At 72.4% G+C, this 20,530-nt stretch carries 24 protein-coding genes; 7 read left to right on the forward strand and 17 right to left on the reverse strand.

Going from position 1 to position 20,530, the window contains the following annotated elements; translation table 11 throughout:
• The first annotated feature begins 128 nt into the window (after positions 1 to 128).
• Positions 129 to 692: a hypothetical protein gene (locus ACWDBE_RS12810; protein WP_449787932.1), complete on the forward strand. Its 564-nt coding sequence runs from the start codon at positions 129 to 131 to the stop codon at positions 690 to 692.
• A 24-nt stretch (positions 693 to 716) separates the two neighbouring features.
• Here the strand turns inward: ACWDBE_RS12810 and ACWDBE_RS12815 are convergent, their stop codons facing one another.
• The gene (locus tag ACWDBE_RS12815) at positions 717 to 1,646 is read right to left on the reverse strand and encodes a LysR family transcriptional regulator (protein WP_449787931.1); all 930 of its coding nucleotides are present in this window, start codon (positions 1,644 to 1,646) and stop codon (positions 717 to 719) included.
• 130 nt (positions 1,647 to 1,776) lie between these two features.
• Here ACWDBE_RS12815 and ACWDBE_RS12820 point away from each other — a divergent pair, with 130 nt between their 5' ends.
• Positions 1,777 to 2,163 carry a VOC family protein gene (locus ACWDBE_RS12820; protein ID WP_449787930.1) on the forward strand — a complete coding sequence of 129 codons (387 nt, stop codon included), beginning with the start codon at positions 1,777 to 1,779 and terminating at the stop codon, positions 2,161 to 2,163.
• A 63-nt stretch (positions 2,164 to 2,226) separates the two neighbouring features.
• On the opposite strand, the gene ACWDBE_RS12825 is transcribed toward ACWDBE_RS12820, so the two are convergent.
• The 9 genes from ACWDBE_RS12825 to ACWDBE_RS12865 form a co-directional block, all read right to left on the reverse strand.
• Positions 2,227 to 2,664 carry an SRPBCC family protein gene (locus ACWDBE_RS12825; RefSeq protein ID WP_449787929.1) on the reverse strand — a complete coding sequence of 146 codons (438 nt, stop codon included), beginning with the start codon at positions 2,662 to 2,664 and terminating at the stop codon, positions 2,227 to 2,229.
• 149 nt (positions 2,665 to 2,813) lie between these two features.
• The gene (locus ACWDBE_RS12830) at positions 2,814 to 3,236 is read right to left on the reverse strand and encodes an LppU/SCO3897 family protein (RefSeq protein WP_449787928.1); all 423 of its coding nucleotides are present in this window, start codon (positions 3,234 to 3,236) and stop codon (positions 2,814 to 2,816) included.
• Between the two features lie 45 nt (positions 3,237 to 3,281).
• On the reverse strand, positions 3,282 to 3,446 hold the full coding sequence (locus ACWDBE_RS12835; protein ID WP_449807950.1) for a hypothetical protein: 165 nt from the start codon (positions 3,444 to 3,446) through the stop codon (positions 3,282 to 3,284).
• A 41-nt stretch (positions 3,447 to 3,487) separates the two neighbouring features.
• Positions 3,488 to 3,886 carry a type II toxin-antitoxin system VapC family toxin gene (locus ACWDBE_RS12840; RefSeq protein WP_449787927.1) on the reverse strand — a complete coding sequence of 133 codons (399 nt, stop codon included), beginning with the start codon at positions 3,884 to 3,886 and terminating at the stop codon, positions 3,488 to 3,490.
• Positions 3,887 to 3,923: 37 nt separating this feature from the next.
• On the reverse strand, positions 3,924 to 4,151 hold the full coding sequence (locus tag ACWDBE_RS12845; protein ID WP_449787926.1) for an AbrB/MazE/SpoVT family DNA-binding domain-containing protein: 228 nt from the start codon (positions 4,149 to 4,151) through the stop codon (positions 3,924 to 3,926).
• A gap of 119 nt (positions 4,152 to 4,270) precedes the next feature.
• On the reverse strand, positions 4,271 to 6,085 hold the full coding sequence (thiC, locus tag ACWDBE_RS12850; RefSeq protein WP_449787925.1) for a phosphomethylpyrimidine synthase ThiC: 1,815 nt from the start codon (positions 6,083 to 6,085) through the stop codon (positions 4,271 to 4,273).
• 312 nt (positions 6,086 to 6,397) lie between these two features.
• Positions 6,398 to 6,598, reverse strand: coding sequence for a DUF5326 family protein (locus tag ACWDBE_RS12855; protein WP_049653234.1), 201 nt, complete (start codon positions 6,596 to 6,598; stop codon positions 6,398 to 6,400).
• Positions 6,599 to 6,822: 224 nt separating this feature from the next.
• The gene (gene tenA, locus ACWDBE_RS12860; protein ID WP_449807951.1) at positions 6,823 to 7,494 is read right to left on the reverse strand and encodes a thiaminase II; all 672 of its coding nucleotides are present in this window, start codon (positions 7,492 to 7,494) and stop codon (positions 6,823 to 6,825) included.
• 44 nt (positions 7,495 to 7,538) lie between these two features.
• The gene (locus tag ACWDBE_RS12865) at positions 7,539 to 7,856 is read right to left on the reverse strand and encodes a cupin domain-containing protein (RefSeq protein ID WP_392881927.1); all 318 of its coding nucleotides are present in this window, start codon (positions 7,854 to 7,856) and stop codon (positions 7,539 to 7,541) included.
• Positions 7,857 to 7,976: 120 nt separating this feature from the next.
• On the opposite strand from ACWDBE_RS12865, the gene ACWDBE_RS12870 reads away from it, so the two are divergent.
• Positions 7,977 to 8,357, forward strand: coding sequence for a phage holin family protein (locus ACWDBE_RS12870; RefSeq protein ID WP_449787924.1), 381 nt, complete (start codon positions 7,977 to 7,979; stop codon positions 8,355 to 8,357).
• A gap of 83 nt (positions 8,358 to 8,440) precedes the next feature.
• Here ACWDBE_RS12870 and ACWDBE_RS12875 read toward each other — a convergent pair whose 3' ends face one another.
• Both ACWDBE_RS12875 and ACWDBE_RS12880 read right to left on the reverse strand, forming a co-directional pair.
• Positions 8,441 to 8,866 (reverse strand): SsgA family sporulation/cell division regulator, encoded by a 426-nt coding sequence (locus tag ACWDBE_RS12875; protein WP_449787923.1) that lies wholly within the window; start codon positions 8,864 to 8,866, stop codon positions 8,441 to 8,443.
• A 196-nt stretch (positions 8,867 to 9,062) separates the two neighbouring features.
• Positions 9,063 to 9,866 (reverse strand): IclR family transcriptional regulator, encoded by an 804-nt coding sequence (locus ACWDBE_RS12880; RefSeq protein ID WP_449787922.1) that lies wholly within the window; start codon positions 9,864 to 9,866, stop codon positions 9,063 to 9,065.
• A gap of 241 nt (positions 9,867 to 10,107) precedes the next feature.
• Here ACWDBE_RS12880 and ACWDBE_RS12885 point away from each other — a divergent pair, with 241 nt between their 5' ends.
• Positions 10,108 to 10,668 carry an NUDIX domain-containing protein gene (locus tag ACWDBE_RS12885; protein WP_449787921.1) on the forward strand — a complete coding sequence of 187 codons (561 nt, stop codon included), beginning with the start codon at positions 10,108 to 10,110 and terminating at the stop codon, positions 10,666 to 10,668.
• Here the strand turns inward: ACWDBE_RS12885 and ACWDBE_RS12890 are convergent, their stop codons facing one another.
• From ACWDBE_RS12890 to pdhA, 4 genes are all read right to left on the reverse strand, one after another.
• The gene (locus tag ACWDBE_RS12890) at positions 10,669 to 12,231 is read right to left on the reverse strand and encodes a globin domain-containing protein (RefSeq protein ID WP_449807952.1); all 1,563 of its coding nucleotides are present in this window, start codon (positions 12,229 to 12,231) and stop codon (positions 10,669 to 10,671) included. It lies immediately after the preceding gene.
• Between the two features lie 233 nt (positions 12,232 to 12,464).
• Positions 12,465 to 13,787, reverse strand: a complete 1,323-nt coding sequence (locus ACWDBE_RS12895) for a dihydrolipoamide acetyltransferase family protein (protein ID WP_449807980.1) — start codon at positions 13,785 to 13,787, stop codon at positions 12,465 to 12,467.
• Positions 13,787 to 14,755: an alpha-ketoacid dehydrogenase subunit beta gene (locus ACWDBE_RS12900; RefSeq protein WP_392881923.1), complete on the reverse strand. Its 969-nt coding sequence runs from the start codon at positions 14,753 to 14,755 to the stop codon at positions 13,787 to 13,789. Before ACWDBE_RS12900 ends, ACWDBE_RS12895 begins: the two co-directional genes overlap by 1 nt.
• Before the next feature lie 29 nt (positions 14,756 to 14,784).
• A complete protein-coding gene (gene pdhA / locus ACWDBE_RS12905; protein ID WP_449807953.1) occupies positions 14,785 to 15,927 on the reverse strand; it encodes a pyruvate dehydrogenase (acetyl-transferring) E1 component subunit alpha in 1,143 nt (380 codons plus the stop codon).
• Between the two features lie 164 nt (positions 15,928 to 16,091).
• Between pdhA and ACWDBE_RS12910 the strand changes: the two genes are divergently transcribed.
• On the forward strand, positions 16,092 to 16,538 hold the full coding sequence (locus ACWDBE_RS12910) for an Lrp/AsnC family transcriptional regulator (protein ID WP_449787918.1): 447 nt from the start codon (positions 16,092 to 16,094) through the stop codon (positions 16,536 to 16,538).
• A gap of 7 nt (positions 16,539 to 16,545) precedes the next feature.
• Here the strand turns inward: ACWDBE_RS12910 and ACWDBE_RS12915 are convergent, their stop codons facing one another.
• Positions 16,546 to 17,130 carry a TetR/AcrR family transcriptional regulator gene (locus tag ACWDBE_RS12915; RefSeq protein ID WP_359823956.1) on the reverse strand — a complete coding sequence of 195 codons (585 nt, stop codon included), beginning with the start codon at positions 17,128 to 17,130 and terminating at the stop codon, positions 16,546 to 16,548.
• 139 nt (positions 17,131 to 17,269) lie between these two features.
• On the opposite strand from ACWDBE_RS12915, the gene ACWDBE_RS12920 reads away from it, so the two are divergent.
• Together ACWDBE_RS12920 and paaN are read left to right on the forward strand one after the other, a co-directional pair.
• Positions 17,270 to 18,538 carry a hypothetical protein gene (locus tag ACWDBE_RS12920; protein WP_449807954.1) on the forward strand — a complete coding sequence of 423 codons (1,269 nt, stop codon included), beginning with the start codon at positions 17,270 to 17,272 and terminating at the stop codon, positions 18,536 to 18,538.
• A 161-nt stretch (positions 18,539 to 18,699) separates the two neighbouring features.
• Entirely contained in the window at positions 18,700 to 20,400 is a 1,701-nt protein-coding gene (gene paaN, locus ACWDBE_RS12925; protein WP_449807955.1) for a phenylacetic acid degradation protein PaaN, read from the forward strand.
• Positions 20,401 to 20,530: the final 130 nt, after the last annotated feature.

Raw genomic sequence — 20,530 nt, forward strand, 5'->3', positions numbered from 1 at the left:
GGGGCGTCCCGCTCCCCCGCCCGGGGGAGCGGGTTCAGCCCGGGTGAGGACGCCCCCGCCGGCGGATTCCGGGAACGTCGGAGCCGGTGGCGGACGGACGGCGTCCGCCCGGGGCGGGAGGCGGAACCATGGGCGCACGGACGATCGGGGCACGACTGCACGGCACACCCGCCCCGGGCGTGCCCCGCTGGGCGGTCCGGACCGGGTACGCGATCACCCTGGCCGTCCTGCCCTCCTGCCTCTGGCGGATCGGCGGCTTCATCCTCGGACTGCCGCTGTTCGAACCCGGCCCGACGCCCCCGGAGCAGGACCCGACCTCCTTCGACGGCGGCTGGGCGTACATCCTCGCGCTCAGCGTGGTCAGCGAGGCGCTGGCCCTCCTCTGCTTCGGCCTGGTCGCCCGCTGGGGCGAGGTGTGGCCGCGCTGGATCCCCGTCCTCGGCGGCAGGCCGGTCCCGGTGCTGGCCGCCGTGCTCCCGGCCGGGCTGGGCTCGGCGGCGCTGATGGTCTTCCCGTACTCGATGGTGATGTTCGCGTTCGGCCTGACCCTCCGGGGCGACCGGGCCTCGGGGCTGATCACCCACGGCTGGCAGACCGTCGCGTTCTGGGCCGGCTACCTGCCGCTGGCCGCCTGGGGCCCGCTGCTCGCCGTACTCACCGTGCACTACTACCGTCGCCGCAGGGCGAGTTGAGCCGCTTCCCCGGGAGCCTTCCGGTCAGTCCGTCGCCGCCACCACGCACAGCGGCGCCGCCTCGGCGGTCGCCTCCGGGACCACGTCCGCCGCCGCCCGGACGAAGGCACGGACCCGGGCGGTGGTGTTGCTCTCCAGCCAGACCGGGCCGCGCTCGATCGGCGGCGCGTCGTGGATCGGCACGTACGCGACGTCCGGGCGCGGATAGTAGCGGCGGGAGTGCTCGCCGACCGGGAGGACGCCGCGGCCCAGCGCCACCAGGCTCAGCAGCTCGGAGAAGGTCGCGCCGGACGGCCCCTTGGGCACCGGACGGCCGGACGGAGTGCGCTCGGGCGTGCGGTCGCGCTTGAAGGCCGCCGAGGTGACGGCCGGGTACTGCACCACCGGGTGGTCGCCCAGCACTTCGAGCGACACCGACCGCTCCGCGGCCAGCGGATGCCCGGCGGCCACCGCGAGGACCCGCCGCTCGGTCAGCAACACCGGGCCGCGGGCCATGCCGTCGAACGGGTAGGAGGCGATCAGGACGTCGACCGAGCCGTCCTCCAGGCTCGAACGGGAGTTGGCGAGCTGCACCTCGCGCACGTCCACCCGGCACTCCGGGTGCCGCTCGCCGAACAGCGCGACCGCCCTGAGCAGCACCGGCGCCGTCCACTCGCCGAGGAACGCCACCCGGAGCTCCCCGGTGACGCCCCGGCCGGCGTCCTCCGCCCGGCGCAGCGCCGCCTCCATCGCCGCCACCAGCGGGACCAGGTCGTCGGCCAACTGCCGTCCCACCGCGGTGAGTCGGACCGAGCGGCTGGTGCGGTCGAACAGCTTGCCGCCGATCCTGCGCTCCAGCTTCCGCACCACCTGGCTGACCCGTCCGGTGGTCAGGTGCAGCCGCTCGGCCGTCCGACCGAAGTGCAGCTCCTCGGCGAGCGCGAGGAAGACCTCGGCCTCCAGCCGTTCCAGCATCCCGGCCCCGCCCCTCGATCGTTGAATCCGGCTCAACGATCGTACGGCGATCCGGCATTGATCACGCGTGCGGCCCGGAGGATCGTGGAACCCGTCCCCAGCAGTCGCACCCGAGCGGAGCCGGTCACCCATGCGCGTCGTAGCCTTCGACCACCTCGTCCTGAACGTCGCCGACGTCGAGCGTTCGCTGGCCTTCTACTCCGGCCTCCTCGGCCTGGCCCCCGTGCGGGTCGACGAGTGGCGGGCCGGACAGGTGTCGTTCCCGTCCGTCCGGATCACCCCCGAGACGATCATCGACCTGGTCCACGGCCCCCGGCACGCGTCCAACGTCGACCACATCTGCCTCACGGTCGAGCCCCTCGACTGGCAGGAGGTCATCGACGCGGGCACCTTCGACGTCCTCGAAGGCCCGGTCCCCCGCTTCGGCGCCCGCGGCACCGCCACCTCCGTCTACGTCCGGGACCCAGACGGCAACACGGTCGAGCTCCGCTGGTACCCGCAGGACGCCACCGCCTGAACGGGTGCCGTCCCGGACCCACGGGGGTGGACCGGGACGGCACCGAAACGCCCTGCCCGCCGGTCAGTTCCGGCCGGCGAGGTGCTCGACCAGCCGGTCGAAGCTGGAGTTGAGCCCCGCCTCGGCCTCCGGGCCGCGGAACATCTCCGGCACCTCGGTCTGGTGCAGCACCACCTGGGTGCGGCCCCCAGCGAGCTCGGTGAAGGTGAGCGTGGAGCGCATGCCCGAGCCCTCCTCCACCATCGTGAAGGACTCGCCGGCCCGGAACTCGGCGATCTCCGCCTTCACCGGGTACTGCTCGCCGGTCTCGTCGACCACCATGGTGCTGTCGTAGCGACCGCCCACCCTGGCCTCGACGGTCACGCTCTCCAGCGGCACGTGGGTACCGACCGGACCCCAGAAGCGGACGAACCGCTCCGGCTCGAAGTACGCCTCGAACGCGTCCGCCGGGGTGCCGGGCAGCTCGCGGGTGATGGTCAGCTCGCCCAGGTTCTCGGTCATCTCGCTGTCTCCTGCGTGTCGGGTGATCGCTTGCACAGGGGTAGACCGGGACGGCGCCGAGAACTCATCGCTCCCCGCGAAACTTTTTTCGACGACCCGCTCCGGGAGGCCCGCCCGGGGCGACCCCGGGCGGGCCTCTCGGCGTCAGGTCACTTCTTCGGGGTCAGGCAGAGCACGAACTTCTCGCTGTCCATCTGCTGGGCGAGCGCGTCGAAGTCGCCGCCGCAGGCGTTCACGTCGAAGGTGTCGTCGACGACCTTCGACACCGTGTGGGTGGCCTTGCTGTCACCGCAGCCGACCGTGTCGACCTTCGGGTGGTTCTCGCTCCCGGTGACCTGCACGCAGTCGCCGACCTTGGCGCGCACCGGCCCGTCGGCCGCGTCGAGGACGGCGACCTTGACGATCGCCACGATGACGATCACCACGAGCGTGCCGAGCACGGAGAGCACCTTCTTGCGCTTGCTCTTCGTGGGCGCGGGCGCCGGCGCCTGCGCGGCCTCGGCGTACGGGGACGGAGCCGCGGCAACCGCCTCGGGGGACGACGGGGCCTGGGGGGTCTGCGGGGTGGTCATGAAATCCTCTGATGTGCGCAAGGTAGCTGATGGGGACGCCGCACCCTATCGGCGCCCGACCTGCGCGTTTCCGGCATTCACGGTGATACCAACCCGCGCGTGACCCAAGTGAGATGCAAAGACTCGGCAATGCACCGAGGCGTCGAACTCGGTGTTCATGGCGGTGGATCGGGCGCCGTGCTCGTCGCGGATCTTCTGGGAGATCTTCATCGAGCAGGACTTGAGCAAAACCGCCATGAGCCGAACAGCCGTCAAGGGCAGATCAACTGAAGGGTCGGGAAGTAGGTGCGGTAGCGCGTGGCATCCCGAGTGAGCAGGCGGTGGTTCCGGACAGCCGCGTGCGCGCCTATGTAGAAGTCCGGAAGCGGAGCGGTTTTCTGACCTCCACGTTTGCGGTACTGCAGGAAGGCCTTGCCGGCCAGGAACCCGGCCTCGTACGGGAGCGGCTCTCGGGCGAAGGCCTCAGCGGGGAGGACCGCGTCGAGTTCCTCGATCGCCGCGTAGGCCACTGAGACCTCGGCGTAGACGATCGGGTTGATCACCACCTGTCCCTCGTCCTGGGCCTTGGCGAGCTCGACTTCGGACCAGTCGGCCCAGGTGGGGTCGTTCGTCATGAGGTCCAGCAGCACGCACGAGTCGACCAGGGTCACCGGCTGAGTCCGCTCCTGTTCCACAAGCCTCAACCGGCTACTCGCCACGCAACAGCCCCATGATCTCGTCGGTCGACATGCCGCCCGCAGCGGTTCCTCTCATCCGCCGCGCCAGTCGCTGGCCCCGAGTGCCCGTCCCGATCCGGCGCACTATCCGCAAAACGCCGTCCTCCTCGATCACGTCCACCTCGTCCCCGGGGCGGAGACCGCACTTCTGTCGAAGTTCTGCAGGGATCGTGACCTGACCTTTGCTGTTGAGTCGCATCTCCGGCTCCTCTTGGTATCCCGTATTACCCCTACTACGTAATACTACGCGCCGGCAACGAAGCGCCGCCCCGAGAAGCGGAAGCTCCCGGGGCGGCGCTCGGTGTCAGATGTCCTGCGTCAGTCGGCGAGCGGGAGGTACACCCGGTTGCCCTGGGCGGCGAACTCGGCCGACTTCTCGGCCATGCCGGCCAGGGCCTCGGCGTCGAACTCGGTGTTCACGGCGGTGGATCCGGCGCCGTGCTCGTCGCGGATCTTCTGGGAGATCTTCATCGAGCAGAACTTCGGACCGCACATCGAGCAGAAGTGGGCGGTCTTGGCGGGCTCGGCGGGGAGGGTCTCGTCGTGGAACTCGCGGGCGGTCTCCGGGTCGAGGGCCAGGTTGAACTGGTCCTCCCAGCGGAACTCGAAGCGGGCGTCGGAGAGGGCGTCGTCCCAGGCCTGGGCCCCGGGGTGGCCCTTGGCGAGGTCGGCGGCGTGGGCGGCGATCTTGTAGGTGATCACGCCGGTCTTGACGTCGTCGCGGTTGGGCAGGCCCAGGTGCTCCTTGGGAGTCACGTAGCAGAGCATCGCGGTGCCCCACCAGGCGATCATCGCGGCGCCGATGCCCGAGGTGATGTGGTCGTAGCCGGGCGCGACGTCCGTGGTGAGGGGGCCGAGGGTGTAGAACGGCGCCTCGTCGCAGATCTCCTTCTGGAGATCCATGTTCTCCCTGATCTTGTTCATCGGGACGTGCCCCGGGCCCTCGATCATCACCTGGACGTCCCGCTCGCGGGCGATCCGGCCGAGTTCGCCGAGGGTCTGCAGCTCGGCGAACTGCGCCTCGTCGTTGGCGTCCGCGATCGAGCCGGGCCGCAGACCGTCACCCAGGGAGAAGGTGACATCGTAGGAGGCGAGGATGTCGCAGAGCTCCTCGAAGTTGGTGTAGAGGAAGTTCTCCTGGTGGTGGGCCAGGCACCAGGCCGCCATGATCGAGCCGCCGCGGGAGACGATGCCGGTCTTGCGGCGGGCGGTGAGCGGGACGTAGCGCAGCAGCACGCCGGCGTGGACGGTCATGTAGTCGACGCCCTGCTCGCACTGCTCGACGATGGTGTCCCGGTAGACCTCCCAGCTCAGCTCCTCGGCCTTGCCGTCCACCTTCTCCAGCGCCTGGTAGAGCGGCACGGTGCCGATCGGCACCGGCGAGTTGCGCAGGATCCACTCACGGGTGGTGTGGATGTTGCGGCCGGTGGAGAGGTCCATGACGGTGTCGGCGCCCCAGCGGGTGGCCCAGGTCATCTTCTCCACCTCCTCCTCGATCGAGGAGGTGACGGCCGAGTTACCGATGTTGGCGTTGATCTTCACCAGGAAGTTGGTGCCGATGATCGCCGGCTCCACCTCCGGGTGGTTCACGTTGACCGGGATGACGGCCCGGCCGCGGGCCACCTCGGCGCGCACGAACTCGGGTGCCAGGCCCTCGCGCAGCGCCGTGAACTCCATCTCCGGCGTCACCACGCCCCGCTTGGCGTAGGCGAGTTGGGTGACGGCTGCGCCACCGCGGGCGCGCAGCGGGCGGCGCGGACGGCCGGGGAAGACGGCGTCCAGGTTGCGCAGGTTCCCGCCGCGCGGCGAGGTGTGCTTGATCCCGTCGTCCTCGGGGCGCGACTCGCGGCCGTCGTACTCCTCGACGTCGCCGCGCTGGCGGATCCAGGCGTCCCGCAGCGCGGGCAGGCCGCGCCGCACGTCGGGCTCGTAGGACGGGTCGGTGTACGGACCGGAGGTGTCGTACAGCGGGACGGACTTGCCGTTGGTGAGCCGCACCTCGCGGTACGGGACGCGCAGGTCGGGGCGCGATCCCTCGCGGTACGCCTTGCGCCAGGCCGGAGTCGGGTAGCCGGTGCGCTCGCTGCTGGGGGCGCCCTGGGCAGACTGCGGCTGTGCTTCGAACGTGGTCATCTGACCTCTACTCCCTACGCCGGCATTACCCGGTCAGGTTCCTGCGGTCGACGCAGCCGTCGGTCCGTCCGTCGACGTCCCGGTCAGCGTCCTCTCAGCCCGGTGCTCCGAGCTCCCGCGTCGCAGGCGGTGTTGCCTGCACACGACGCCCAACACCGTAGCGAGCCGATCGCCGCAGGTCCAGAGCGCAACGGCCGGGCCGGCCGGCCTCCCCGGGGGATCGGACCCCCGCGATATGCGGGAAACGGCCGAGGCCCGGCTCCCCCGTCTCGCGGGGGGCCGGGCCTCAGGGCGGCGGTACGGGGCGAACGGTCAGCTCTTGGCGGCCTTCTTCACCAGGACCACCACGGCGGCCGCGATGCCGACCACCACCAGCAGCTTGATCACGATCGAGAGCAGTGCGCCGACGACGCCGAACACGAAGGCGACGATGTTCCAGGCCAGCACCAGGACCAGCACCGGGATGACGATGTTGCGCACCCAGGAGGGCAGCGACTTCCAGAGCTCAGCCATGTCGGTTCCTCTTCTCCCCTCGGGTCGGCCGCCGTCCGGTGCCGCATCCCGCTTGCTTTCGTACTCCGATCGTACGGTGGCGCGAGTGCCGGAACGAGGCCCGACGGCCCGGAGAGAACCCCGAGATCACCCCGAGCCCGAACCCCCGGGTGACCCCCGAGAACCCGCCCGGCCCGCGGCCCGACCCACCCCGGACGGCCGGGACGACGGGGCTCCCGTGCCGTTCAGACCGGCCAGCGCTCACCGCGCCAGGCGGCGTCCCAGAACATCCACTCGTAGCGCGAGGTGGTCACGAAGTGCTCGACCACCTTGCGGCGTTCGGCCGCGGACAGCTCCTCGCCCAGCCGGTCGGTGAGCGCCAGCACCCGGCGGACCACCGCCTGGAAGGCCTCGTCCCCGTAGGTGGCGATCCACTTGGCATACAGCGGTTCGGGCGAACCCTGGGCGAGCAGCGTCTCGCCGACCCGGGCGTAGATCCAGTAGCAGGGCAGCACCGCGCCGACCGCCTCGGCGAAGGAGCCGCCGTAGACGGTGGCCAGCAGGTAGCTGGTGTACGCCCGGGTGGTGGGCAGCACCGGCTCGGCGGCGGCCTGCTCGGCGCTGCCGCCGAAGGCGGTGAGGAACTCGGCGTGCATGCCCTGCTCGGCGGCCAGCGCGCCGACCGCGTCGTCGGCGAAGGCCCGGACGTCCTCCTCGCCGGGTGCCTTGGCGGCGCAGACGGCGAGGGCGCGGGCGTAGTCGCGCAGGTAGTGCGAGTCCTGGACGACGAAGTGGCGGAAGGCCTCGCGCGGCAGGGTGCCGTCGGTGAGCCCGGCCAGGAAGGGGTGGGCGAGGATCTCGGCGTACACCGGCTCGATGGCCGCCCAGAGTTCTTCGGTCAGCGTCTTGGTGCTCATGACGCGACCCTAACCGCCGGGGTTCTCGGCGAGCGCCGGAGTCCTCAGTCCTCGGGCGGGGAGAAGACCACCAGGACCCGCAGTTCCTCGGTGACGTGGTGGAACCGGTGCGGGGTGCCGGCCGGCACGTACACCACGGTGCCGCGCCCGACCGTCGCGGTCTCGGCGCCGACGGTCAGCTCGGCCCGGCCGCTGATCACCTGGTAGATCTCGTCCTGGTCGTGCGCGGTCTGGGTGTCGGTGTCGCCGGGGGCGAGCGCGTACAGCCCGGCGGACATCCGGGGTTCGCGCAGGAACCGCAGGTAGGCACCGTCGTTGGCCGCCCGTTCGGCGTCCAGTTCGTCCAGCCGGAAGAGCTTCACCGCCGCCGTCCTCCCTCGTCCTCGGAGCCGTCCGTCCACCTCGCGGACCAGGGGCATTCAACATCACCCCGCCGTCCGGTGGTTCCGCCGGGACCGTGGTCCCTGTCAGGCTTGGGCGGCATGAAGGGTTTCGTCATCAAGACACTGATCAACGCGGCGGCCATTTGGGTCGCCGCCTGGATCGTCAGCGGCATCCGACTCGCCCAGGGGGACGCCGACTGGCAGCACAAGACGCTGACGGTGCTCGGCGTCGCCGTCGTCTTCGGCGTGGTGAACTGGCTGATCAAGCCGGTGGTCAAGCTGTTCTCGTTCCCGCTGTTCATCCTCACGCTGGGCCTGATCACTTTCGTGATCAACGCCCTGATGCTGATGCTCACCTCCTGGGCCTCCGGGAAGCTGAACCTGGACTTCCACGTGGTCAACTTCGGTGCCGCGCTGGTGGGTTCACTGATCATCAGCCTGGTCGCGTGGGGTCTGCACCTGGCCCTGGACGACGACTGACCGGTGTCGTGAGGACGACAGGAAGGGGCCCGCACCCGGGTGTTCCACCGGGCACGGGCCCCTTCGACGTTCCCGCGCAGCGTTCAACCCGCGTTCTCACGCCCTCTGAGCAGGTCCGCGAGCTGGGCGTCGATGTCCCGCCCGGAGAACTCCTGCCCCATCGGCACCAGCCGGTCGGTGCGCGCCAGGAAGGCGATCAGCGGCGCGGACGGGGCCCGCAGAAGGGCGTCGCCGTCGGGGGAGCGCAGCACGATGGAGACCTCCGAGAGCTCCTCGCCGACCGGGCGGACGTGCACGTCGCCCTCGCCGGCCGGTCCGCTGATCCCGTCGAGCAGCAGCTCCCTCGCGAAGTACCAGGTGACCGGGGCGTCGCCGGGCAGGTGAAAGGTGAGCCGGACGGCGTACGGGTCGTCGGCCTCGTACGCCAGGTCCACCGGGAGACGGAAGGAGAGCTCGTGCGAGACCACGAGGTTCATCACCAGGTGACCCTGGACTGTGCTGTGCTGCATGGCGCCGGTACCTCTCGTTCTGCCCGCGCCGTCGGTCCCTGGTCCGATGGCGGCCGGACATCCTTTCGACGGTTTTTGTGACGGTTTATGCAACCAATCCACGTTCGATCATCATCGTCCCCGTTTGGGGATGTAGTGGACAAGGCGTGCTTTTTCAAATGGTGAACGAGCCGCAGCAGGTCCAGACCAAGTGGCGTCAGAAGATGAATGTCGGGCTCATCGCCCCCACACCGCAGCGAAGTTGACGGGCCGCCGGACCCAATCGGTCGGCCTGTTCGACCGGCAGCGACAGGGCCATGGTGGCGACCACCGGGCCGATGGTGATCGGGACCGCCGCGCAGACCGTGCCGAGCGCGTACTCCTGCCGCTCCAGCACGGGCATGGTCGGCCGCAGCGAGGCGAGCCGGCGCAGCACGGCGCTCTCGCCGGTGAGGGTGGACGGGGTGAGCCCGGCCGGCGGGTGGCGGGCGAGGTGGTCACGGCGGGCCTCCTCGGGCAGCTGGCCGAGCAGGCACTGGCCGATGGCATGGGCGTGGGCGGTGGCCCGGAAGTCGGCCCAGGGCTCGACGGCGGGGCGGTTCGGGTCCTCGGCCACGTCCACCACCTGGACCTCGCCGTCCCGGTAGAGCGCGAAGTAGACGGCGGCGCCGAGTTCGTCCCGTAAGCACTGCATCCGGGCCCGGAGGTCGGGATCGCCGGACCGGGCGCGGGGGCCGGCGATGCCGTCGAGCGCTTTTTCGCCGTGGAAGAAGCGCCCTTCGGAGCGCCGCAAGTAGCCCTCGTGGGCCAGGGTGCGCAGCAGGTGGTAGGCGGTGCCGAGGGGCAGCTCGGCGGCGCGGGCCAGCTGCTTGGCGGTGGCGCCCTGCCGGAAGTCCCCGACGGCCTCCAGCAGCCGCAGCGCCCGCCGGACGGAACCGATCAGGGTGGGTCCGCGCTCCGCCGCCGGCCGCTGTGGCACGGCCTCCCGCGTGATCTCGAACTGTTGTGCGATCCGATCCATGTCACCCGACCCCCAGCAGCCCGAGTCCCTCGTGCAGGTCCGTGCCCAGAGCGGGCACGCGGAACGAAACCTCCCATTTGCCCGATGGCTGCTCATTGCAGCACAGCGGACCCCCGAACGGATGCACCTGCCCGGATCGGCGTTTCGACCCGATCCCGGCGCGTTTCGCCCCGTTCCCCTGGTTTCGCCCGCTCCCCGGCGCGGGAGACTCACGCACAACGCGCCAGCCCCGGAGGTCGCCATGGGCCCCGAGAAGCACACACCGCCGCCGAAGCACACCCCGTCGCCGCGCCCGGTCGTGAAGCGCACCGCGCGGGCGATCCTGCTGGAACTGGATCCGGACGATCCGTACGGTCCGGCCTCGATCGTGCTGATCCGGCGGGTCCGGCCGGGCGCGCCGCACCCGTACTGGATCACCCCCGGCGGCGGCGTCGAGCGCGAGGACCGCACGGTGGTCGAGGCGCTGCACCGCGAGGTGGACGAGGAGCTCGGCGGCAAGGTCGTGGACGTGGTGCCCGCCTTCGTCGACACCATCAGCCACACCGACCATGACGACGGCACCCCGCCGCACCCGCACGGCGTCAAGGTGCAGCACTTCTTCGTCTGCCGGCTCGCCTCGATGGACCTCAGCCGGCGGCACGGACCCGAGGTGACCGACCCCAACGGCGAGTACGAGGTGGTCCGGCTGCCGTTCACGCGCGAGGGGGTCACGTCGGTCAACCTTGTCCCGCCCCGGCTGCGGGCGTACCTGGCGGCCAACATCGAGGGCATCCGCGCGCTCCTCGCCCCCGACCTCGGGTGATCAGCCGACGGCCGGCTCGCCGACCGGGTCGTGCCGGATCCGCCCGGCCGGCAGCCCGGCGCGCAACAGCACGCCCACGCCCCGGCGCACCATCGCGGGCGGCCCGCTGAGCACCGCCTCGCGGCCGCCCCACGGGCCGAACCGGCCCACCACCTCGGGCAGTTCACCCGTCAGCAGGCCCCCGGTCGGACCGAGGGCGACACCGGACAGCACCGGACGGACCGTCAGCCACGGGTGCCGAAGGGCCAGTTCGCGCAGCCCGTCCAGCTCGTAGAGCTCCTCGGCCCGGCGGGCCCCGTAGAACACCTCGACCCGGCGGCCGGACGCACCGTATGCGACGGCCTCCTCGACCAGGGCGCGGATCGGCGCGATGCCGGTACCGCCGCCCAGGCAGAGCAGGTCGGGGCCGGCGGCGTGGTCGACGGTCATCGAGCCGGCCGCCGGGCCCAGCCGCAGCACGTCCCCCGGCACGGCCCGGTGGACCAGCGCGTTGCTCACCCAGCCCGCCTGGACGGCCTTGACGTGGAAGGTGAGCAGCCCGTCCGGGCGGGGCGCCCCGGCGAAGGAGTAGTGCCGCCAGACCCGCGGCCACCAGGGCGTCTCCAGGGCGGCGTACTGCCCGGCCCGGAACGGGTACGCCTGGTCCGGGCGGACGGTGATCGCCGCGACGTCCCGGGTCCGGCGCTCGTGCCGGACGATCTCGCCCTGCCACCAGGGCGGCGAGGTGCGGGCGTCCTCCTCGGCGGCCTCGATCATGACCGAGGAGATCATCCGGCAGGCGCGGAGCCAGGCCGACTCGGCCTCGGCGTCCCAGCAGCCGGCCGCGTACCGGGCCAGCGTCCGCACCAGGCACTCCTCCACCGCGGCGCAGTGGCCGGCCGGCGGGCCGTACCGGCGTTGGCCGCGGCCGAGTTCGGCCAGCGTGGCGCGCAGGGCCGCCGGCCGGTCCAGCTCGCGCACGACGGCCAGCAGGGTGCGGAACAGCCGGTCGCGGTGGACGTCCATGGCGGCGGGGAAGAGCGCGCGGAGCTCGGGGTGGCGCAGGAAGAGCAGCGCGTAGAAGTGCGCGGTGGCCCGGTCCGCGACCGGCTGCAGAGCGGCGACGCCGGCCCGGACCAGCTCGACCTCCCGGGCGGTGAGCGGCGCCTGCTCGACGGCCCGACCCGGCCGGGCGGTCGGCAGCGCGGCGGACGGGGGCGTCGCCGGGAGCTGCCCGACCGGGGTCCGCACGCCCCAGGCCTCGCTCCACCGGTCGCCCGGGCCGGCCCAGTTGCGGCCGGGCGTGTCCGCGAACGGCGGGCGGAAGGCATGGCCGGGGAGAGGAACGGGAGCGGGGACGGGCGAGTGGACCGGGACGGTCGGCGGCTGGGTCGGCCGGGCCGGGATCACCGGACGGACCGGCTCCAGCAGCGACGCCAGGAGCACCGGGGGCACCGACGCCACCGGAGGCAGCACCGCCGTCGGCGCGTCCGCCTCGGGTGCGGCCGTCGACAGGCCCGGGACGGAGGTGACCCCCGCCGAGCCGTGCCCGGTGCGGACCAGGACTGTCCCGCGGGACTTCACCGCTACGTTTCGAGTACCCAAGTGAATCGTTTCGCCTCCGGCCGGCTGCGCCACCACCTGGCTTGTCCCTGTTGGCGCCAGGGCAGCGTGGCACGGCCGGACCGCCCGTCCGACGAATCACGCGAAGCCCTGACAGCCGGGCCCGGAACGCGCTACTCTCCCCGGCCGCGGTCGCCCTGGGCGCCTCTCCGCGCACCCAGGGCGACCATGGCCCCGCGGGTCGACGGCCGGGCTCAGAGCTGCCGCAGCAGCATCCCCGGCTGCTCCACGCAGTCCGCGACGAACCGCAGGAAACCGCCGGCCGTCCCGCCGTCGCAGACCCGGTGGTCGAAGGTAAAGGACAGCTGGGTCACCTCGCGCACCGCCAACTCCCCCTGGTGGACCCAGGGTTTGGCGACGATCCGGCCGACCCCGAGCATCGCCGCCTCCGGGTGGTTGAGGATCGGGGTGGATCCGTCCACGCCGAACACGCCGTAGTTGTTCAATGTGAAGGTGCCGCCGGTCAGTTCGGCCGGAGTGAGCGCACCGCTGCGCGCCGCCTCGGTCAACCGGCCCAGCTCCTCGCCGAGTTGTTCGGTGCTACGGCTCTGCGCGTCCCGCACCACCGGGACGACCAGCCCGCGCTCGCCCTGCGCGGCGAAGCCCAGGTGCACCGACGCGTGCCGGACGATTCCCGAACCGTCCTCGGTCACCGAGGAGTTGAGCTCGGGGAAGCGGGCCAGCGCGACCGTACAGATCCGCGCCAGCAGCGCCAGCACGCTCACCTTCGGCCCCGGCGTCGCGTTCAACTGCCTTCGCAGGGCCATGAGTTCGGTGGCGTCCGCATCCACCCAGCAGGTCGCCGCCGGGATCTCCCGGTGGCTGCGGCTCAGCTTCTCGGCCACCGCCCTGCGCAGCCCGCGCAGCGGGACGACACCGTCCTGCCCGGCGGGCCCGGCGGGCGCCGGAGCCGCCACCTTGGCCGCGACCGCCCGTTCGACGTCCGCGCGCATGATCAGCCCGTCCGGCCCGCTCCCGGTGAGCGAGGACAGGTCGACCCCCTGCTCCCGGGCCAGCCGCCGCACCAGCGGCGAGATCACCGGCACCACCGCCGGAGCCGGCACCGTCGGAGCCTGCACGGCCACGGCACCGCCAACCGCACCGGCCCCCGCCGAGGCCGGCTCCGCAGCCGCAGCCGAGGCCGGCACCCCGACCCGGCGACGCCGCCCGCCCCGGCCCGGTTCGGCGACCCCGAACCCGACCAGCGGCCGCTCCACCTCGGCGGTCACGACGCCCGGCTCGGCCGGAGCCTGCTCGGTGCTCCCCTCCGCCGGCGCCACCGCGACCGTCACCAGCGGAGCGCCGACGGCGATCTCCTCGCCCTCCTCGCCGTACCGCGCGGTGACCACCCCGCCGTACGGGCAGGGCACCTCCACCACGGCCTTGGCGGTCTCCACCTCCACCACCGGTTGGTCGACCGCGATCACCTCGCCGACCTCGACCATCCAGCGCACCACCTCCGCCCCGGTGAGTCCCTCACCGAGGTCGGGCAGCCGGAACTCCCGCACGACGGGCATCATCCTCGGTCCTCCCACTGGAGCCGGGCGACCGCGTCCAGGATCCGGTCCACCCCGGGCAGGTGGTGGTGCTCCAGCATCGGCGGCGGGTACGGGACGTCGAAGCCGGTGACCCGCAGCACGGGCGCGGCCAGGTGGTGGAAGCAGCGCTCGGTGACCCGGGCCGCGATCTCCGCGCCGGTGCCGCCGAAACCGCTCGCCTCGTGCACCACCACGGCCCGGCCGAGCGAGCGCACCACCCGGCAGACCGTCTCGTCGTCGAACGGCACCAGGGTGCGCAGGTCCAGCACCGCGAGGTCCCAGCCCTCGGCCCGCGCCGCCTCCGCCGCCTGCAGGCAGACCGGCAGCGACGGGCCGTAGGTGATCAGCACGGCGGAGGTGCCGGTGCGCCGCAGCACCGCCCGGCCGATCGGCTCGACCGGCGCCGCCGGGTCGAAGTCGGCCTTGCCCCAGTAGAGCCGCTTGGGCTCCAGGAAGACCACCGGGTCGTCGGAGGCGATCGAGGCGCGCAGCAGCCCGTACGCGTCGGCCACCGTCCCCGGGGTGACCACGTGCAGGCCGGGGGTGCTGGTGTAGTACGCCTCGGAGGCGTCGCTGTGGTGCTCGACGCCGCCGATGCCGCCGCCGTACGGGATGCGGACGGTGATCGGCAGCGGGAGCCGGCCCGCCGTGCGGTTGCGCATCTTGGCGACGTGCGAGAACAGCTGCTCCAGCGCCGGGTAGGCGAAGGCGTCGAACTGCATCTCGACCACCGGGCGCAGCCCGTACATCGCCATGCCGATCGCGGTGCCGAGGATGCCCGCCTCGGCCAGCGGGGTGTCCAGGCAGCGCTCCGGGCCGAACTCGGCGGTGAGCCCGTCGGTGATCCGGAAGACACCGCCGAGCGCGCCGACGTCCTCGCCCAGCACGTGCACCGACGGGTCCTCGCGCATCGCGTCCCGCAGCGCGGAGTTGAGCGCCTGCGCCATGGAGGCGGTGTTCGACAGAACTGCGGGGCTCACCGGTCCGCCACCTCCGCCTCGGCGGCCAGCTCGGCGGCCAACTGGGCGGCCTGCTCCCGCAGTTGCGGGGTCGGCTCGGCGAAGACGTGGGCGAACAGCGACATCGGGTCCAGGTCCGGGTCGGCGTGGAACTCGGCCCGCATCCGGGCGGCCAGCGCCTCCGCCTCCTCGGCCGCGTCCCGCACCAGCCCGTCGTCCAGCACGCCGAGTCCGCGCAGCGCCCGCTCCATCAGCAGGATCGGGTCGTGCTCGCGCCAGGCGGCCACCTCGGGTTCGGTGCGGTAGCGGGTGGCGTCGTCGGCGTTGGTGTGGGCGTCGATCCGGTAGGTCAGCGCCTCGACCAGGGTCGGGCCCTCGCCGGCCCGGGCCCGCTCGACCGCCTCGGTGAGCACCGAGTGCACGGCGGGCGCGTCGTTGCCGTCCACCAGCCGGCCCGGCATGCCGTAGCCGACGGCCTTGTGGGCCAGGCTCGGGGCGGCGGACTGGGCGCTGAGCGGGACGGAGATCGCGTAGCCGTTGTTCTGCACCAGGAAGACCACCGGGGCGCTCAGCACGGCCGCGAAGTTCAGCGCCTCGTGGAAGTCGCCCTCGCTGGTGCCGCCGTCGCCGAGCATCGCCAGCGCGACCACCGGCTCGCCGCGCAGCCGGGCGGCGTGCGCCAGCCCGACGGCGTGCGGGGCCTGGGTGGCGAGCGGGGTGCAGAGCGGGGCGGTGCGGCTGGCCCGCGGGTCGTAGCCGGTGTGGGCGCTGCCGCGCAGCAGGGTCAGCGCCTCCAGCGGGTCGACGCCCCGGGAGACCACCGCGAGGGTGTCGCGGTAGCTGGGGAAGAGCCAGTCGTGCTCGTCGAGCACCAGCGCGGCGGCGACCTGGCAGGCCTCCTGGCCGGTGGACGCCGGGTAGACGGCGAGTCTGCCCTGCTTGGTCAGGGTGGTGGCCTGCTGGTTGTACCGGCGGCCGACGACCAGGCGGCGGTACAGCTCGCGCAGCAGGGACGGATCGTACTTCTCCAGCGCGGGGGTGCCGAACGTCCGGACCGGGGAGGGGTCCGGGAGGAGGGGTGCCGGGTCGGTGCGCGGGGCGGTGGCCCCGGGCATCCAACCGGGCACGCCCGTGTGGTGTCTGTGGTCGAGAACGGTCATCTCGGGGCACCTCCAGGGGTGGCGGGGGCTCCCTACCGATTGTTCGGTCGTCTGTTCATCTTGACCAGAAGCGTGACAAGGTGGTGGACATTCGGCCCGTTCGGCGGTCGACTGGTGGCAGTGCGTCCAATCGGTGGGGGTGGGGGGTCATGTCGGCTGAACAGATGTCCAGACTCGACCGGGTCGACCGGTCGATCCTGCGGCTGCTGCAGCAGGACGGTCGCGCCTCCATCCGCTCGGTGGCCGAGCGGGTGCACGTGTCCCGGGCGAACGCGTACGCCCGGATCTCCAGGATGGTCGAGGACGGTGTCATCCGCGGCTTCACTGCCAGGGTGGACCACGAACGGGCGGGCCAGACCGCGTCCGCGTACGTCACCCTGAAAATCGTCCAGAACTCCTGGCGGACGGTGCGCGAGCAGCTGCTGGCGCTGCCCGGGGTGGCGCACATCGCGCTGGTCGGCGGGGACTTCGACGTCCTGCTGCTGGTGCACACCGCCGACAACCAGGCGCTGCGGGAGCTGGTGCTGGGCAGCATCCAGTCCATCCCCCAGGTGCTCGGCACCCGGACGATGCTGGTCTTCGAGGAGACGGACCAGGTGCCGCCGCTCTAGAGCCGGCTCAGCGCGCCCGCAGCCCGTCGAAGGCCAGGTGGACGACCGCGTCCGCGACCCCGTCGGCGGCCTTGAGCCCCGGCCGGTACCACTCCACGATCGAGTTGATCATCCCGAACAGCAGCCTGGTGGCCAGCCGCGGCTCCACGTCCGCGCGCAGCGCCCCGTCCGCGACCGCCGCCCGCAGCAGCTCGGCGACCTGGTGGTCGAAGTCCCGCCGGCGCTCCAGCGCCCACTGCTCGGTGGCCGTGTTGCCGCGCACCCGCAGCAGCAGCGTCACGTACGGCAGCTCGTCCAGCAGCACCTCGGCGGTTCGCCGCACCACGTGCTCCAGCCGCTCCACCGCCGGGCCCTCGACCGCGGCCGGCTCGGCCAGGATCCCGAACAGCCCGTCCAGCGCCCGCCCGACCGCCAGCCGCAGCAACTCCTCCTTGCCGCGCACGTGGTGGTAGATGGAGGACTTGGAGATCCCGGCCGCCCGGGACAGGTCCTCCATGGAGGTGCCGTCGTAGCCGCGCTCGTTGAAGACGTCGACGGTCACCGCGAGCAGTGACTCCACGGTGTAGGCGGTGCGCGTGGTGTGATCGGCCATCCTCCGAGTATCCCCGGCCGTACGCGGCGGTACGCGGTCGGGTCCGACTGGTCCGGACCAACCAGGGGTGCCGGGCGGGGGCAGGCCCTAGAATCTCCGGACGATCCGTCCACGTCCAGAGCACTGGGGTCCACGGCTGATGAACGCAATACCGGCAGTCGCCTCCGACGTGCCAGAGCAGCGCAGCGAGGATCCGGAGGGGACCTCACGCACCTGGCAGGAGCGCGGCCGCGCCCTGGTGGTCCGGTTCGGACCGGCCGTGTGGTGCTACGCCGTGCTGAAGCTGGTGGGCTTCACCGTCTTCATGAAGCTGCTGTCCTTCGCCGGGGAGTACGCCAAGAAGCCGGCCCGGTTCGGAGGCGGCGCCAACCCCTGGGACGTGGTGGCCAGCTGGGACGGCTGGTGGTACCAGCAGGTGGCCCAGTACGGCTACCACCCGGCACTCGTCCCGATCCCGAACGGCCCGGTCGGCTTCAGCATCGAGCAGAACTCGGCCGCCTTCTTCCCGCTCTACCCGGGCCTGATGCGGCTGACCTCGGACGTCACCGGCCTCGGCCTGTACGGCGCCGGGATGCTGGTCTCGGTGGTGGCCTCGCTGTTCGCCGCGGCCGGCATCTACGCCGTGGTGGAGAAGCTGACCGGCGACGTGCGCTCGGGCGTGATCGCGGCCGGCATCTGGGCGATCGCCCCGGGTTCCGGCGCCGAGTGGGCCGTCTACTCGGACTCCCTCTTCGTCGCGCTGGCCGCCTGGGCCTGCTACTGCGTGATGACCAAGCAGTGGATCGCGGCCGGGGTGGTCACCCTGGTCGCCGGGCTCAACCGGCCGACCTCGGCGGCGCTGATAGGCGCCGTCGGCCTGGCCGCGCTGGTCGAGCTGTACCGCCGGGAGAGCGGTGTCCTGCGCCCGCTGGCCGCGATGCTGCTGGCCCCGCTCGGCCTGCTCGGCTACGTCGGCTGGGTGGGCTGGCGGACGGGCGAGTGGGACGGCTACTTCCGGCTCCAGCACGACGCCTGGCTGCACTACTTCGACTGGGGACAGGGCACCTGGCACGCGATCCGCGGGGTCCTGCTGGGCCGCAGCGACTACCCCTTCGCCTTCCCGCTGCCGGACCTGTTCGCCACCCTGATCGTGCTCAGCCTGCCGATGCTGATCGTGCTGCTGGTCCGGCTGCGCCCGCCGCTGGTGCTGACCGCCTACACGGTGGCGACGATCGTCTCGGTGCTCGGCAGCCTCGGCATCTTCGGCAACGTCTCCCGCTACCTGCTGCCCGCGTTCCCGCTGTTCATCGCGCTGGCGGTGGGAATGCGCAAGCTGAGCCTGCCGGTGCTGGCCACCGTCCTGGGCACCGGCGCCATCGCCTCCGGCTGGTACGCCGGGTACGTGATCTTCGAACTGGGCGTGCCGTAACCCCGGACCACCCGAGCCCGCGGGGGCGCGTCCGACCCGGACGCGCCCCCGTTCCGTCTCCCCGGATTCCCCTCGCCACACCCTCTTGAGCCGACCGATCGTTCGGTTACCCTGTGACGTGTCCCGTCCTGCTTTTCGAGGCCCTCCCAGGAGCGCACAAGATGTCCGCAGCGGTCACCCACCCCCTCGTCAGCGAGCTGGTCGAGCGCCACCAGGCCACCCTGGACGCCGCGCTCGCCGCCGCCGCCAAGCGCGACTACTGGTCGCCCTACCCCGAGTTCCCGAAGGCGTACGGCGAGAGCGGGCCGGCGGACGGCAAGGCCGCCTTCGACGCCCTGCTCGGCAAGCCCTTCACCCTCGACGGCCACCCCACCGACGGCGACCAGGTCGGCGGCGAGGCCTCCCCGTACGGCGTCGAGCTCGGCATCACCTACCCGCACGCCGGCCCGGACGCGCTGATCGCCGCGCTCACCGCCGCCCGCCCCGGCTGGGCCGCCGCCACCCCGCTGGAGCGCGCCGCCGTCTGCCTGGAGATCCTGCACCGGATCAACGCCCGCTCCCACGAGTTCGCCCAGGCCGTCATGCACACCACCGGCCAGGCCTACGGCATGGCCTTCCAGGCCGGCGGCCCGCACGCCCAGGACCGCGGGCTGGAGGCCGTCACCTACGCGTACGCCGAGCAGACCCGGCTGCCCCGGCAGGCCGGCTGGACCAAGCCGCAGGGCAAGCGCGACCCGCTGGTGATGACCAAGGACTTCACCGTCGTCCCGCGCGGCCTCGCGCTGCTGATCGGCTGCAACACCTTCCCCACCTGGAACGGCTACCCGGGCCTGTTCGCCTCGCTGGCCACCGGCAACCCGGTGCTGGTCAAGCCGCACCCGAGGGCCGTGCTGCCGCTCGCGCTGACGGTACGGATCGCCCGCGAGGTGCTCGCCGAGGCCGGCTTCGACCCCAACCTGGTCTGCCTGGCCGCCGAGCACGACGGCGGCACCGTCGCCGCGACCCTCGCGGTCCGCCCCGAGATCAAGCTGATCGACTACACCGGCTCCACCGCCTTCGGCGACTGGCTCGAGGAGCACGCCAAGCAGGCGCAGGTGTACACCGAGAAGGCCGGCGTCAACACGGTGGTGATCGACTCCACCGACGACTACAAGGGCATGCTGGGCAACCTCGCCTTCGCGCTGTCCCTCTACAGCGGCCAGATGTGCACCACCCCGCAGAACGTGCTGATCCCGCGCGGCGGCATCGCCACCGACCAGGGCGACAAGTCCTACGACCAGGTGGTCAACGACCTGGCCGGCGCCATCGAGGGCCTGCTCTCCGACGACACCCGCGCCGCGGCGATCCTCGGCGCCGTGGTCAACCCCGGGGTGCTCCAGCGCTCGGCCGCCGCCGCAGGCGGCGAGTACGGCGAACTCGCCCTCGCCCCCCGCGCGGTGACCTCGCCGGACTTCCCCGGCGCGACCGTCCGCACTCCCGCGCTGGTCAGGCTGGACGCCGACAAGCCGGACGACCGCGCGCTCTTCCGCAGCGAGTGCTTCGGCCCGGTCTCCTTCGCCGTCGCCGTCGAATCCACCCCCGCCGCGGTCGAGTTGCTGCGCACCACGGTCCGCGAGAAGGGCGCCATGACGGCCTCCGGCTACACCACCTCGCCCGAGGTGGAGGCGCTGCTGGTCGAGGCCGCCCTGGACTCCGGCGTCTCGCTCTCGCTCAACCTGACCGGCGGGGTCTACCCCAACCAGACCGCCGCCTTCTCCGACCTGCACGGCACCGGCGCCAACCCGGCCGCCAACTCGGCCTACTGCGACGGCGCGTTCGTCGCCAACCGGTTCCGCACGGTGGAGATCCGCCGGCACTCCTGAGCCCCGTGGCGGCACCTCCCGGGCCCCGGCGGTCACCCACCGCCGGGGCCCGGCGGTTCACGGCCCCGACGGCGCCCGCGATGATGGAGGCTGGGAGAACGCCGGGAACGGCGTACGACCGCCCTCCGAA

The sequence above is a fragment of the Kitasatospora sp. NPDC001132 genome (assembly GCF_053598415.1).